At 60.0% G+C, this 14,899-nt stretch carries 12 protein-coding genes and 1 tRNA gene; 2 read left to right on the top strand and 11 right to left on the bottom strand.

What is annotated here, in order from left to right; all coding sequences use genetic code 11:
• Positions 1-635 precede the first annotated feature (635 nt).
• The 11 genes from DF200_RS09740 to DF200_RS09690 form a co-directional block, all read right to left on the bottom strand.
• Positions 636-708, bottom strand: a tRNA-Asn gene (locus DF200_RS09740).
• 110 nt (positions 709-818) lie between these two features.
• Positions 819-2,117 carry an ATP-dependent Clp protease ATP-binding subunit ClpX gene (gene clpX / locus DF200_RS09735; RefSeq protein WP_109138079.1) on the bottom strand — a complete coding sequence of 433 codons (1,299 nt, stop codon included), beginning with the start codon at positions 2,115-2,117 and terminating at the stop codon, positions 819-821.
• Between the two features lie 92 nt (positions 2,118-2,209).
• Entirely contained in the window at positions 2,210-2,863 is a 654-nt protein-coding gene (locus DF200_RS09730) for an ATP-dependent Clp protease proteolytic subunit (protein ID WP_109138078.1), read from the bottom strand.
• A 1-nt stretch (position 2,864) separates the two neighbouring features.
• Positions 2,865-3,479: an ATP-dependent Clp protease proteolytic subunit gene (locus DF200_RS09725; protein WP_109138077.1), complete on the bottom strand. Its 615-nt coding sequence runs from the start codon at positions 3,477-3,479 to the stop codon at positions 2,865-2,867.
• Positions 3,480-3,755: 276 nt separating this feature from the next.
• The gene (gene tig, locus DF200_RS09720) at positions 3,756-5,129 is read right to left on the bottom strand and encodes a trigger factor (RefSeq protein WP_109138076.1); all 1,374 of its coding nucleotides are present in this window, start codon (positions 5,127-5,129) and stop codon (positions 3,756-3,758) included.
• Between the two features lie 51 nt (positions 5,130-5,180).
• Positions 5,181-6,470, bottom strand: coding sequence for an HRDC domain-containing protein (locus tag DF200_RS09715; RefSeq protein ID WP_109138075.1), 1,290 nt, complete (start codon positions 6,468-6,470; stop codon positions 5,181-5,183).
• Positions 6,463-7,101, bottom strand: a complete 639-nt coding sequence (locus DF200_RS09710; RefSeq protein WP_158275842.1) for a DUF3000 family protein — start codon at positions 7,099-7,101, stop codon at positions 6,463-6,465. Before DF200_RS09710 ends, DF200_RS09715 begins: the two co-directional genes overlap by 8 nt.
• A gap of 132 nt (positions 7,102-7,233) precedes the next feature.
• On the bottom strand, positions 7,234-8,115 hold the full coding sequence (gene pflA, locus DF200_RS09705) for a pyruvate formate-lyase-activating protein (RefSeq protein ID WP_109138073.1): 882 nt from the start codon (positions 8,113-8,115) through the stop codon (positions 7,234-7,236).
• Positions 8,116-8,217: 102 nt separating this feature from the next.
• Entirely contained in the window at positions 8,218-10,593 is a 2,376-nt protein-coding gene (pflB, locus tag DF200_RS09700) for a formate C-acetyltransferase (protein ID WP_109138072.1), read from the bottom strand.
• A gap of 240 nt (positions 10,594-10,833) precedes the next feature.
• Positions 10,834-11,016 (bottom strand): hypothetical protein, encoded by a 183-nt coding sequence (locus DF200_RS09695; protein WP_109138071.1) that lies wholly within the window; start codon positions 11,014-11,016, stop codon positions 10,834-10,836.
• A gap of 79 nt (positions 11,017-11,095) precedes the next feature.
• Positions 11,096-12,793 (bottom strand): NAD+ synthase, encoded by a 1,698-nt coding sequence (locus tag DF200_RS09690; RefSeq protein ID WP_109138070.1) that lies wholly within the window; start codon positions 12,791-12,793, stop codon positions 11,096-11,098.
• Positions 12,794-12,935: 142 nt separating this feature from the next.
• On the opposite strand from DF200_RS09690, the gene DF200_RS09685 reads away from it, so the two are divergent.
• Positions 12,936-13,472, top strand: coding sequence for a peptidylprolyl isomerase (locus DF200_RS09685; RefSeq protein ID WP_109138069.1), 537 nt, complete (start codon positions 12,936-12,938; stop codon positions 13,470-13,472).
• Positions 13,473-13,681: 209 nt separating this feature from the next.
• Positions 13,682-14,527, top strand: coding sequence for a MetQ/NlpA family ABC transporter substrate-binding protein (locus DF200_RS09680; RefSeq protein ID WP_109138068.1), 846 nt, complete (start codon positions 13,682-13,684; stop codon positions 14,525-14,527).
• Positions 14,528-14,899: the final 372 nt, after the last annotated feature.

Genomic DNA, 14,899 nt, shown 5'->3' with positions numbered 1-14,899 from the left:
CCAGCCATCAACTGGCAATCAAAAACAATTCAGTAGTACAAAACACGCTCTTGAGTTCTCAAACCACCACCACACCACACCGGACAATCCCAACCAAGCAGAACCATCCGCGCCGGGCAGCAAGAAGTAAACATACACGAACCCAAACAACAACGCAAACCAAGAAGCAATATTTACCCTAGGAACGTTGCAATACCAACGCTCCCTCGGCGTGTCGCCACCATGCTCTGTAATTCGTATACAAGAGCGGACAGCACGACATCTCCGTCAGTGCCATCATAGGTTCGCCAACATTGCCGCCAAGTAACCTATCTCATACGATTTCGGCAACTCTTGACCAACGTACAGACGACGCTCAATGTGGATTCCGCGTTCAATGCATGAAATGCGCCTGTCGACTGCACTGGGCCTATGCGAGACGTTCGGCATCCCCATGCGCCACGGCATCGGCATCGACGGGAACGACTTCCCCACCCGCGTCGAATGGCCAGCCAACGGCTAGACCATCAGACACACATTTTGGCCTATAACCCTATAACCCTATAACCCAATTTTTGTGGTGCTTATAGCCCCTGCCCTAGGACCATGCTGCGAAAACAGAAAAGCCCGGAACCAGGGGTTCCGGGCTTCATTCGCTCCTGCGGCTGGGCTTGAACCAGCGACCGTCCGATTAACAGTCGGATGCTCTGCCAACTGAGCTACGCAGGAATGCAGTGCTGCTTTCGCGGCTTACAGGCATGAAATAATATCCGTAGGAGCCTATTGATGCAACATCGGCGTGTCCTGATGTATCGCGGGCGTCAAGGCGTCGAGACACTTCACGCAACGCGACGGGCACGATGACGAACCATTCGAGGTTCGGACTTCCCCGTTGCCGCTGAGGCGTCCACCACGACCTCGTCCACGTCGTCATGATCAGGCAGCTGGAACATCGTGGATTCCAGTATGCGTTCAATGATGGCACGCAGCCCGCGCGCGCCGGTCCCCTGATTCACTGCGGTCGTGGCGATGGCAGTGATGGCGTCCTCCGTGAAAGTGAGTCTTACATCATCCACTGCGAACAGCTTCTGATACTGCTTGATCAACGCATTGGCCGGCGTTTCGAGAATCTTCTCCAAATCGCGGACGGTCAAATCATCAAGAACACTGACCACGGGCAGTCGGCCTATGAATTCGGGCAACAGGCCGTATTCCACCAAATCATCGGCATTCACCTGACCGAGTACATCGTCGTCCGACGCTTCGGTCTGCTTCCACACGGAATTGAACCCGCTTTCATGTTTGCCAAGACGACGGGAGATGATGTCCTCAAGACCGACGAACGCTCCGCCACAGATGAACAGGATATTGCGGGTATCGATGCTTACGGTCTCCTGATCGCGATGCTTTCTCAGCCCTTCCACCGGCACCGACGCGACCGTCCCCTCGATGATTTTCAGAAGGGCCTGCTGTACCCCCTCCCCTGAAACGTCGCGGGTTATGGAGACGTTCTCCCCGCTCTTCCTGGCTATCTTATCGATCTCATCGATGTAGATGATGCCCTTGCCCGCGCGTTCGACATCACCGTCCGACGCCTGGATAAGACGCTGGAGTATGGTCTCGACGTCATCGCCGACATAACCGGCTTCGGTGAGCGTCGTCGCGTCGGCGATGACGAACGGCACATTCATTATTCTTGCCAGAGTCTGAGCCAGATAGGTTTTTCCCACGCCGGTCGGCCCCAGAAGCAGGATATTGGATTTCGCCACTTCGACGTCGGCGAGTGGACCCCTGTTGCATATCCGACCGGCGACCAGCCGCGTGGCCTTCTCACGCATCTCCATGTTCACTCGCTTGTAATGGTTGTACACCGCCACGGACAACGTACGCTTCGCGTCACGCTGCCCTACCACATACCGTTCAAGATATTCGAATATCTGTCGCGGCGTGGGCAACCGCAACGCATTGACTTCGGCGTCATGACGTCGTTCATCCGAAATGATATCGACGCAGAGCTCTATGCATTCGTCACAGATGGAGGCGCCGGGCCCGGTGACCAGTTTGTGCACCTGATGCTCGTTCTTGCCGCAGAAGGTGCAGTTCGGAATCTCCTCGTTGTAGCTGACCACCTGTCCCACCGAAGAACCTCCTCACAGGTGCGGATCAATGTGAATCCGACAGGATCGAGACCACACATATGGCCTCGATCCATTGCGCGCAGGACCGCGCTCTACTGACGATGCTCCAGAACCTCGTCGACGATGCCGTATTCCTTGGCCTGCTGGGCGGTGAGGAAGGTATCGACCTCGATGTCCTTGCGAACCTTTTCTATGTCCTGACCGGTGTGCTTCATAAGGGTCTGTTCCAGCCATTCCCTCATACGAAGCATCTCCTTGGCCTGAATCTCGATTTCGGTGGCCTTGCCGAATCCCTGGCCGATGGCCGGCTGATGGATGAGCACACGGGCGTTCGGCAGCATCAGACGCTTGCCCTTGGTTCCTGCGGCAAGAAGGATGGCCGCCGCCGATGCAGCCTGTCCAAGGCAAACCGTCTGCACATCGGGCTTGATGTACTGCATGGTGTCGTAGATGGCCGTCATCGCCGTCATGGATCCACCGGGGGAATTGATATACATCATGACGTCACGATTCGGATCCTGACTTTCCAATACCAGCAGCTGTGCCATGATGTCGTCGGCGGAGGTATCATCCACCTGGACCCCCATGAAGATGATACGGTCCTCGAACAGCTTGGTATAGGGGTCCTGACGCTTGAATCCGTACGGTGTCTTCTCCTCGAACTGGGGAAGGATGTATCGGCTTTGGGGCGTCATGCCGGCGAGACGCCGGGCACGTGCCATGTACTGTGCTTCTTCGGAGGCCATATCACTCGCCCTTCTTCTCGGCGTTCATCGTGCCCGCGGTGGTCACGATCTTGTCCACGAATCCATACTCCAGCGCTTCCTGAGCGGTATACCAGTGATCGTATTCGTTGTCACGGTAGATCTCCTCAAGAGTGTGGCCGGTCTGCTGCGCGGTGAGCTCGGCGAGCGTACGCTTCATGTCCATGATAAGTTCGGCGCTGATGCGCACGTCGGTCGTGGTGCCACCGATGCCGCCGGAAGGCTGGTGCATGAGCACGCGGGCGTGCGAGGTGAGGAACCGCTTGCCGGGCGTACCGGAGCTGAGCAGGAACTGGCCCATGGACGCGCACATACCCAGGCCGACGGTCGCGACATCCGGCTCAATGAGCTGCATGGTGTCATAGATCGCCATGCCGGCGGTGATGGACCCACCAGGTGAATTGATGTACAGCCAGATGTCCTTCTTCGGATCCTCGGCCGCCAGCATCAGCATCTGCGCGCTGATGCGGTTGGCCATATCATCCTTGACCTCCTCGCCCAGCCAGATGATTCGGTCCTTGAGCAGACGATTGAAAATCGGGTCGATGGGACCGGCAGGGGCGTCACCCTCGTCCATCATCGGCGATGGGGTAAGCATGGTAGTCACCTTGTCACCTATCTCCTTATACGCACGACGCATGGTTATGCGATTCAACGGTTGTATTGTTCGCCGAGATCTTTTTCGGCACTATTAGTAGGCTACCGCCCTTTTTCGGTTTCCATGGCATTTTGCGCTGAATGCGCAAATAGGAAAAGGGCTGATTCCGGGGAAAACGGCTGATATGGGAATGCGCAGGCACTCTGTCCTGCGCATTCCCATAATCGACGTCTGCGGCGATGGGTCAGTAACGTTCATCACCGCAGACGCATGACGTCACTCGGCGTCGGTCTTGCCGTCAGAGGCGATCTGATCGGCGACCGCGGCGGCGGCGGAGGCGGCTTCGACGCTCTCCTGGGCCTCTTCCTCCTCACCGAGGAACTGGCTCAGATCGAGGGCGTTGCCTTCCGGATCGACGAAGGAGACCGCGCGCATGCCTGCCAGCAGACCCTTGGAACGACCGACTTCCTGAACGGCGGAACCGATCTGGCCGTTCTGGACGATGGAGCTGATGAAGCGGTTCGGATCCATGCCGTACTGCTGGGCAATGGAGGAAAGGAACTGCATGACATCGTTCTGGGAAACCTTGACGTCCATCTTCTCGGCCAGCGCATCGAGCGTGATCTGGTCACGAAGCTCCTTTTCGGCGGACTCCTCGGCTTCCTTCTTCTGATCGGCGGTGGCGGATTCCGGATCCGGGGTCATCTGCTTGATACGCTCGGAGACCAGATTCGCCTTGATGCCCTTCGGCACCGGAATCTCGACGGACTCCTGAAGCTTGGCGATGAAGGCGTCGCGGGCGTCGTTCGCCTGACGGCCTTCGGCGTCGCGCTCGCACTGCTTGCGGATATCGGCCTTGAGCTCGTCGAGGGTGTCGAACTCGGAGGCGTCCTGAGCGAAATCATCATTGAGCTCCGGAAGCTCCTCGGACTTGACCGAATTGACCTTGACCTTGATCTGGGCCTTCTCTCCGGCGTGCTCGCCACCTTCGAGGGTGCTTTCGAACGTCGTCTCCTCGCCGGCCGACAGACCGTCGAGGGCTTCGTCCATGCCGTCAAGCATGGTGCCGGAACCGAGCTCGTAGCTCACGCCTTCCTGGGAGTCGACGGACTCGCCGTCGATCTGGGCGTCGAGATCGATGTTGGCGAAATCGCCCTTGGCGGCGGGGCGATCCACGCCGACCAGGGTGCCGAAACGCTGGCGCAGGTTCTCAAGACGCTTCTCGACGTCCTCATCGGTGACGGCGGGCTTGGCGACCTCGATGCTCATTCCCTCCAGCTCGGGAAGATCGAACTTCGGACGGACCTCCACCTCTGCGGTGAACTTCAGCTTGGTGTCGTCCTTGGCGGATTCCGGCATCTCCTTGATGTCGAGCTTCGGCTGGTCCATGGGGCGGAGTTCCTTCTCCTCGGCGGCCTTGGAATACAGCTCCGGCACGGCGTTGTTGACGGCTTCGCCCGCGACGGCGCCAAAGCCGATGCGCTGGTCGATGATCTTGCCGGGGACATGACCCTTGCGGAAGCCCGGAATGTTCACCTGCTTGCCGATCTCCTTGCGGGCGGCATCCAGATACGGATCGAACTCCGCGGGATCGACGGTAACGGTCAGACGGACCTTGGTGGGTTCCAGATTCCTCACGCTGATTTTCACTCTGCGCTCCAATTCGTAGAAAACTTCGTTTATAGCCAATCAAGGCAACCGTTATATTGTAACCCTACTCACGGACTCTGCAATCAGCGAAACCTGCCAGTTCCTTGCCCCCTGCTCCGCAAGGAATCCGGCGATGTCGTCCGGAAGCGGATCGCACCAGCACAGGTTGCGGATGATCTGGGGCTTGATGAGCACGTCCGCCGGGGTGCGCGTATCCTCTCCGATCTGGGCGACCACACGCCGGACGGCCTGCAGCCGTGAGAATCGCGCCGGATGATGGACCTTCCAGTATTTCATGGAACGCGGCGCATTGGACTTCTCCCCGGATGCGGGCCGCGGCGCGAGCTCGGGCAGCTCCTCACGCGGCAGGGCCAGGGCCTCCGCTATGGCCTGCTTCCATACCGCCGGACGTATCTTGCGCTGCAGGGGGGCGTAGCGTTCGAACATCTTGTCCTGTTCGGAATTCGTGTGCATGCGCACCCGTTCGTTCAACGAACGTATGGCCTTGAACGAACGGTTGTTACGAGGTTTCCGTTGCGCCGCCTCGATGATGGCGGCGTCGGACAGCAGCAGCGCTGGGGAGATGTCCAGCTCCCTCGCATGGCGTTCCCGAACATACCACAGACTCCGAACGACGGCCAATGCACGAGGATCGTTATGCAACGCGCTGATATGGGATACATGACGCCACGGTTCGGCATGTTCGGGTTTCGGCCGCAGCCCTCTGCCCAGCAGATACTCGAATTCCTCCCGGGCCCACCGCTCCTTGCCCTGCCGCCTGAGTTCGCCCAGCAGCCGCTCGCGAAGCTCTATCAGCACCTCGACGTCCAGCGCGGCATAGTTGCGCCAGTCACGAGGAAGCGGACGATACGACCAGTCCGCGGCGGAATGCTCCTTCGCCAGCACCACCCCCAGATATTTCGCGGTGACCGCGGCAAGTCCGAAACGCGTGTCTCCGACCAGCCGCGCGGCCACCTCGGTGTCGAACACCGCGTCGGGCCTCATGCCAAGATCCGCGAAACCCGGCAGATCCTGCAGGGAATCATGGATGATCCAATCTGCTCCTCCGACGGCCTCGTTGAAATCATTCCAATCGACGCCCTGTTCGCGCAACGCCATGGGATCGACCAGCGCTATGCCGGCATCGCCGCGTTTGAATTGCACCAGCCAATCGTCCTGCCCGTATCGGAATCCCGAGGCCCGTTCCGCGTCCGCCGCAAGGGGCCCTTCGGCGCGGGCGTAACGCTCCACCATTCGTTCGTACGCGCCACGTGTATCGATTACGTCAGGCACTCCCCCACGCGGCTCCTTCAGCAGATGAGGTTCTTTGACATCAGTCACTGATCGGATCTTTCCATTCTTCGTCGGCGGTCAAGGTTTTCAGGAACCGTGCCCAGACGTCGATCTGGGATCCGGCGTCCAGACTGCCGTCATCCGCGGAAACCGGGGTCCATGAGACCCTCAGCTCGCAGCCGGATCGTCTGCTTTTGGCCGAATACCGAGCCAGTGTGCCGAATGAAGTGTCACGATTCAGACTTACCGTACCACCAAGGGTTTCCTCTTCGACCCCGGTGATCATCCGTTCCAGGCAATCCCACGTCAATGTGGGGGTCAGGGTGTCGTGCATCGTGACCGGCGAACTTGACGACGCGAATGCGACGCAACGCCAGCATGATCCCCATTCCTCCCGGGGCAGACGGGAGAATAGGATCATGATCCAGCCGGAGGTCCGTTCCGGGCCACCATCCATGACGTCCATCCGTACGCCGATGCCATAGTCAGCCAGATCCGACGATACGGGGATCTCCCGGTATGCAACGCCGTTGCGCAATGTCATGGACCGGACGGAATCGACCGCGCGCAACACGACGCAGGGAACCGTGCGGCCGCGATCACTTTCGAACGAGGCTGCGCGCAGGGGTTGGGTCGTCATCGCCGACACGCCCATGGGAAACGCGTATATTTCAGCCATATCACCACTGTATCCCATGGATGCTGGAATCATGGGGATTTACGAGACGTGCGTTCCGCTGACGCCACGATGAACATTCGAAACGTGCATCGTTCCGATTCCGCATAGAATCGGAACGATGTCGCATAAAACTCAGTACACGGTCAGACCGTGGTCCTCGAATTGCCTGACCACACGCTGACGGAGCTTGGCCGAAGGACCTTTGGCGTCTTCAAGCGGATAGGGAATCCTCATCTCATGCCACTTGGGCCGTCCAAGCTGGTGGAATCCGAGCACGTCGACGTGCTCGACGGCATCACCGAAGGAAGCGCAGATCTTCGCAACGTTCTCGACGTTCTCCTCGGAATCGGTGAGCCCGGGGACGAGCACGAACCGCACCCAGATCTTCACGTTATGCTCTGCAAGACGATGGCCGAAGTCGATGGTGGGCTGGAGGATGCCGCCCGTCACCTTCTTGTAGGTGGCCTCGTCGCCGGACTTGACATCGAGCAGGCACAGGTCGATGTCGTCGAGCTGCTCATCGGTGTAGTTGGCACCAAGGAACCCGGATGTGTCAAGACACGTGTGTACGCCCATCTCCTTGGTGGCGCGGAACACGCGCGACACGAACGCCGGCTGCATCATGGATTCGCCGCCGGAGAAAGTGATGCCGCCGCCGGTGGCCTTGAACAGCTCCTTATAACGCTCGATCTTCTTGACCATGGCGTCGAAATAGACGGGTTTTCCGTCGCGCATCTTCCAGGTGTCTGGATTCTGGCAATACTGGCAGCGTAGCGGGCAGCCGCTCATGAAGACAGTCATACGGGTACCCGGTCCGTCGACGGAGGTGTTGATGTCCCATGAGTGGACGAATCCGATGTCACCCGACCTCAGCGCCCGGATACGGTCGCGACGGTCGAGGCCAATGGGCGATTCAAAGCCGGAGAGGCCTCCCATCAGGGTCTGGCTCGCATACTCCTTGTTGCTCTTGAGCATATGCGGCTGTGTTGTTTTGAATTGAATGCTCTCAGACATCGGCGTCCTCATTTCTAAAGAGAAGAGAAAAGGGGGCGGAGCAGCGAAGTGCCCCGTCCCCAATTATGCTACCGCTGACGCGGCTGTGGCTGATTCATGAAATCAGTCGGTGACGGCTCCCTGGTGGAACGTACGGGAGATCACGTCGAGCTGCTGCTCCTTGGTGAGCTTCACGAAGTTCACAGCGTAGCCGGAGACACGCACGGTCAGGTGCGGGTACTTTTCGGGGTGCTCGACGGCGTCCTCCATGGTCTCCTTGCGCAGAACGTTGATGTTCGCGTGGTAGAGGCCGTGGCCGTTGCCGGCGTCAAGGATGCCGACAAGGTTGTTGATGCGCTCATCCTCGTCGCGGCCAAGACCGTCAGGGGTGATGGTGTTGGTCAGCGAGATGCCATCGAGGGCATCGTTGTAGTCGATCTTGCCGACCGAGAACATGGACGGCAGCATGCCGTGGGAGTCCATGCCGTTCTCCGGGTTGGCACCCGGGGCGTACGGAGTGCCCTTCTTGTGGCCGGACGGGAAGGAACCGGTGTTCTTGCCGTACTCGACGTTGGAGGTGATCGTCAGGATGGACTGGGTCGGGACGGCGCCACGGTAGACGGGCAGGCGCTTGACCTGGCCCATGACGGTGGACACGACCCACTTGGCGATGTCGTCGGCGCGATCGTCATCGTTGCCGTAGATCGGGAACTCGCCCTCGGTACGGTAGCCGACGACCAGATCGTCGTCAGCGCCCTCGACGTACTCGTACTCGTGGCCTTCGAGGTTCTTGGCGTCCTTGTTGTAGATCGGGTACACCTTGGCGTACTTGATGGCGGCCAGGGAGTCGGCGGCGATGGACAGACCGGACATGCCGCAACCGAGGGTGCGGTACACTTCCTTGTCGTGCAGAGCCATCTCGATGGCCTCGTAGGCGTACTTATCGTGCATGTAGTGGATGATGTTCAGAGCCTGCACGTAGGTCTCGGACAGCCACTCAAGAGCCTTCTCGTAGTTGTCCTTGACCTTGGCGTAGTCCAGGGTGCCGTCGGCTTCCGGGGCGATCGGGTCGATGACGCCCTTGTCGATGACCTGCATGCCGGTCATCTCGTCACGGCCGCCGTTGATGGCGTACAGCAGGGCCTTGGCCGAGTTCACACGAGCGGCGAAGAACTGCATCTGCTTGCCGACACGCATCGGGGAGACGCAGCAGGCGATGGCGGCGTCGTCACCCCAGTGGCCACGGATTTCCTTATCGGACTCGTACTGGATGGCGGAGGTATCGATGGAGATCTTGGCGCAGAAGCGCTTGTAGCCTTCAGGCAGCTTCGGATCCCAGAAGATGGTGATGTTCGGCTCAGGGCCAGGTCCGAGGTGCTCAAGGGTCAGGGTGGCGAGCAGGCGGAACGAGGTCTTGGTGACCATGGCGCGGCCGTCGTCGGCGAAGCCGGCGTCGGACCAGGTGGCCCAGTAGGGGTCGCCGGAGAAGATGTTGTCGTAGTCCTTCGTACGCAGGAAGCGGACGATGCGGAGCTTCATCACGATGTTGTCGATGATCTCCTGGGCGTCGGTCTCGGTGATGAGGCCGGCCTTGAGGTCGCGCTCGAAGTAGCAGTCGAAGAACGCGGAGTTACGGCCGAAGGACATGGCGGCGCCGTCCTGGCTCTTGATGGAGGCGAGGTAGCCCATGTAGGTCCACTGCACGGCCTCGTGAGCGTTCTGTGCCGGACGGGAGAGGTCCAGACCGTACTCGTTGCCGAGCTTGATGAGCTGCTTGAGGGCCTTGATCTGCTCGTCGTGCTCCTCACGGAAGCGAATCCAGTGCTCGATCTCGGTCTCGGTGAAGTCGTTGCGGTAAGGAATGGAGTCCTTATCCTTCTTCTTCTGCTCGATCAGGAAGTTCACGCCGTACAGGGCGACACGACGGTAGTCGCCGATGATGCGGCCACGGCCGTAGGCGTCCGGAAGACCGGTGAGGATCTTGTTGTGGCGGGCGACCTTGATCTGCTTGGTGTAGACGCCGAAGACGCCATCGTTGTGGGTCTTGCGGTAGCGGGTGAAGATCTTCTTGACCTCCGGATCCGGCTCCTTGCCGGCTTCCTTGATGGCCTGCTCGACCATGCGCCAGCCGCCGTTCGGCATCATGGCGCGCTTGCAGGGAACGTCGGTCTGGAGGCCGACGATAACGTTATCGACCTCGGGGCTGTCGATGTAGCCAGCCGGGAAAGCGTCGATGCCTGCGGGGGTGTGGGTGTCGACGTCGTAGACGCGCTGCTTGCGCTCCACGGCGAGGTAGTTGTCATCGAGGTACTTCCACAGGTGCTTGGTCTTCTCCGTGGCGTCGGCCAGGAAGGACTCGTCACCCTCGTACGGCGTGAAGTTCTTCTGGATGAAGTCACGCACGTCGATTTCATTCTGCCAGTTGCCGCCGTTGAAGCCATCCCAGGCCTTGGCCTGCAGATCTTCGGCGGAAACCTTAGCCGCATCTACTGCTGTCATATTTGCTCCTTGTTGAGGATTGCATCGGTTGCGTCATCGTCCGATGTCATTTTTTATTCTAGCCAATGAATCCGCCCCGGAAGGCTTGTGGGGCGTGACGTTCCTCACATTTAGAGAACGCTCCAAGTCGCTTTTATGACGCACGTCACACAACCTGTATGACGCAGCTCACATGCTTGCTTGAGGGATTTGAGCCCGGTGCCATACCGGGCTCCAGATACGCAAAACACCGCTGGGAGATCACCGCCATCCGCGGTCTTGTTCCTCCCACCTGCGGTTGCGCTCCTCGACTATCTTCCACGCGTTGAGGGCGTCCTCTTCGGAGTCGTACGGCCCCATGCGCTCCCCTATCGGAGACTGCGGGCCGAGCTCGGCCCGTTCGGTGCGCGTGTTGAAATACCATTTCTTCTTGTCGTCGCCCATGTCTTTGCATCCTTCCCATGTGAATCGGCCACGTTGTACTGACGCATGCACCAAGCATTCTCGGCGCATGCGCACACGCCTATTCGCGGAATCTGCTGGTGATCGGCAGACGTCGGTCGCGGCCGAACGCCAGCGACGTCACCTTGGGACCGAGAGGATACTGCCTCCGCTTCCACTCGGCACGATCGACCAGCCGCATGACCGTGTCAACGGTCTCCTCGTCGAAGCCATCCGCAAGCAGGTCGGCCCTGCCGTGCGCATGCTCGATATAGGCAGCCAGCACCTTGTCAAGCAAATCGTACTCGGGCAGGGAGTCGGAATCCTTCTGTCCGGGACGCAGCTCCGCGCTCGGCGGCTTGATGATGGAGTTGACGGGGATGACCTCGTCGCACGGCACGCCACGACTGCCGGATTCGTTGCCCACAACGACGATGCCGCCGATGCCGACGCCCTGCTTCGCCGCTTCGTTGCGCCAGCGGGCAAGCTGCCATACCCGGGTCTTGAGCAGGTCCTTGATGGGCGCATAGCCGCCGACGGCATCGCCGTAAATGGTGGAATACCCGCAGGCGAGCTCGCTCTTGTTCCCGGTGGCCAGGGCCAGCAACCCCTTGGAATTGGAATAGGCCATGACGATGACGCCGCGGATTCGCGCCTGCAGATTCTCCGCGGCCACGCCCTCAAGGCCGAGCTGTCCCTGATAGGCGTCGAACAACGGCTCTATCGGCTGGACGTCATAATGGGCGCCGAGGTTGCGTGCGAGGTCGGCGGCGTCGTCCTTCGAACCATCGGAGGAGTACATGCTGGGCATGGAGACGCCCCAGACATGGTCCCCTCCGCATGCGTCCGCCGCCATGGCGGCCACCAGGGCGGAGTCGATGCCTCCCGAAAGGCCGAGGACCACGCCCGAGAAGCCGTTCTTGGCCATATAATCCTTGAGTCCGAGAACGCAGGCGGTGTAGACCTCCTTGTCCGCATCGAGCTCGGCGGCCAGTGTCGAGACCCGGGAGGCGGAACCGGGCTCCGGCAGCGTCCAATAGCTCAGATCCTCCACGAATCTCGGAGAGCGTTCCAGCAACGTGCCGTCGCGGTCGATGACGAAACTCCCCCCATCGAATACGAGATCGTCCTGTCCTCCGACCTGATTGAGATAAATCAGCGGTGCGTCGACCTCCGCGGCGCGCCGCGATCCGAGGTCGACGCGCGTGCTGCCCTTGCCTTCCTCATATGGAGAACCGTTGATGGTGAGCAATACGTCGATGCCGCGTTCGGCGAGATCGGCTACGGGGCCGCCATCCTGCCAGATGTCCTCGCAGATGGCTACGCCGATACGGCGCCCGCGCACCTCAAGCACCATGGATCTCGTTCCCGGGCTGAAGATGCGGAACTCGTCGAATACGCCATAGTTCGGCAGGAAATGCTTGTCGTATCCCGCCCAGACCACGCCCTTATGCAGGACCACGAGACGGTTCTGGGGCAATGATGACCCATGTTCGGTGCCCACCGTGCCCACCACGACGTACAGGCGTCCCAGACCCTCTTCATCAAGTTCCCTGGCGAGGCGGTCCGCGGTGTTCCATGCCGCCCTGCGGAAGGTGGCACGGAAGGCGAGGTCCTCGATGGGGTATCCGGTCAGCGTCATCTCCGGGAACACGACCACGTCGGCATCGTCCACCGCCGCCCTGCGGGAGTATTCCATGACCTTCCCCGCATTGCCTTCGAGGTCGCCGACGCAGGTGTCGATCTGGGCGAGTGCGAAGCGGATTGCCTTGGTCTTCATGATTTCGTGGCTCCTGTTCGATCGGTGTTGCACTCATACTATGACGAGACGCGGTCCTATCGCGGCAGCACGACGCCGGTGTCGCATAGGTGTCGCATAAGATGCGGCCCGACGGTCTGGCACCCATGCGAGACTGTACGGTATGACCACAGCAATCATGCATACCTCGGAAGGCGACATCCGCCTCAACCTGTTCGATTCCCAAACCCCGAAGACAGTGGACAACTTCGTCGGTCTCGCCACCGGCGACAAGGAATGGCTCGACCCGCTCACCGGAGAAAGCTCGCACGAGAAGTTCTACAACGGACTGACCTTCCACCGAATCATCAAGGATTTCATGATCCAGGGGGGTTGCCCGCTCGGCACCGGCACCGGCGGACCGGGATACACCTTCGACGACGAGATCGACCCGACGCTGAAGTTCGACAGGCCGTACCTGCTGGCAATGGCCAACGCGGGCCTGCGCCGCGGCGCCGACGGCCTGCCCCACGGCACCAACGGCTCGCAGTTCTTCATCACCACCGTGCCGACCCCCTGGCTTGACGGCCATCACACCATCTTCGGCGAAGTCGCCGATGACGAGTCGAAGGCCGTGGTCGACAGGCTTGATGCCGTTCCGACCGACCGCGGCGACAAGCCGCTCGACCCGGTGCTCATCGAAACCATCGAAATCCTTTGACGCCCCCGGAATAGGCGCATCCCTCAGGACCCTGCGATCTTCGCCGGGTCCTTTTCTATTTTCGCTTCGACTTCCGCACACCGACGTCGACCGCGCAATCGCCTCCTATCGCCTCCTATAAATTATTCCAATCATGGCCATGTCGTGTTCCGTCCTGTTTTCCCTTATAGTGGGGTCCGTTCAAAGGGACATCCGAAGAGAGGACCATCATGATCAATCATCGCAAAGGCATCGTCAGCGCGGCACTGGCAGTGACGACCATCGCGGCACTGGCGCTCAGTGGCTGCGGAAGCTCGACAGGATCGTCGGGATCCTCCGACGACAAGACCATCGTGGTGGCGGCGAGCCCCACCCCGCATGCGGAGATCCTTAACAATGCGGTCAAGCCGTTGGTGGAGAAGGACGGCTACAAGCTTGAGGTGAAGGAGTTCACCGACTACGTTCAGCCGAACACCGCCACGGAAGAGGGCGAGGTGGACGCCAACTACTTCCAGCACAAGCCCTATCTGGACGACTTCAACAAGGAGAAGGGCACCCATCTGGTGTCGGTGGAGGCGGTGCACTTCGAGCCGTTCGGCCTGTACCCGGGCAAGACCAAGTCGCTGGACAAGCTGGGCGACGGCGCGACGGTTGCGGTTCCGAACGATGCGACGAACGAGGCCCGCGCCCTGCTGCTGCTTCAGGACGCCGGACTGATCAAGCTCAAGAATCCGGAGGACATCAACTCCACGCCGAAGGACATCACCAGCAACCCGAAGAACCTCCAGTTCAAGGAGCTTGAGGCGGCCGTGGTGCCGACCGTGCTGCAGGACGTCGACATCGCAGCGCTGAACGGAAACTACGCCATCCAGGCGAAGTTCAATCCCGAGAAGGACGCGCTGACCATCGAAAAGGCCGATGGACTGGCAGCCAAGACGTATGCGAACATCCTCGTCGTCAAGGAGGGCAACGAGGACACCGCGAAGACGAAGGAGCTCAAGAAGGCCCTGGTGTCCAGCGAGGTGAAGGACTACATCAACAAGAACTACAAGGGGGCCGTGGTGCCGGTGTTCTGACGCCGATTACGGCGGCCTTCATCGATGCCGTTCGATATCATACACAGCGCATGAGGTGATGCCGCCCGTCCCGTCCCAGGGAAGGGCGGCATCACCATCTTGTCCACACCAATCCATCCACACTGATTCCTCGATGCATCGGAACACCATGATTCAATTCGAATGATTGCCACACCGACCACGCCAAGTGTTTCCGCGCCTCACGGCCTCATGAAGACACGCGGGCACCCTAAAGGCACTCTATTTTGTTTGTCTGGAACATTATAGGCACGAGCGCCGGGCCGGTCGGAGACGACGACGTGACTCATGTTTTTTGAGCGCGTAATGGTTAGTGGTGCCTCATCGGAAATGAGCGCGAACGGTACCGGTCCT

The organism is Bifidobacterium catulorum (assembly GCF_003129925.1).
Lineage (GTDB): Bacteria > Actinomycetota > Actinomycetes > Actinomycetales > Bifidobacteriaceae > Galliscardovia > Galliscardovia catulorum.
The sequence above is the reverse complement of the archived record's forward strand: the minus strand, read 5'-3'. Positions and strand labels throughout refer to the sequence as shown.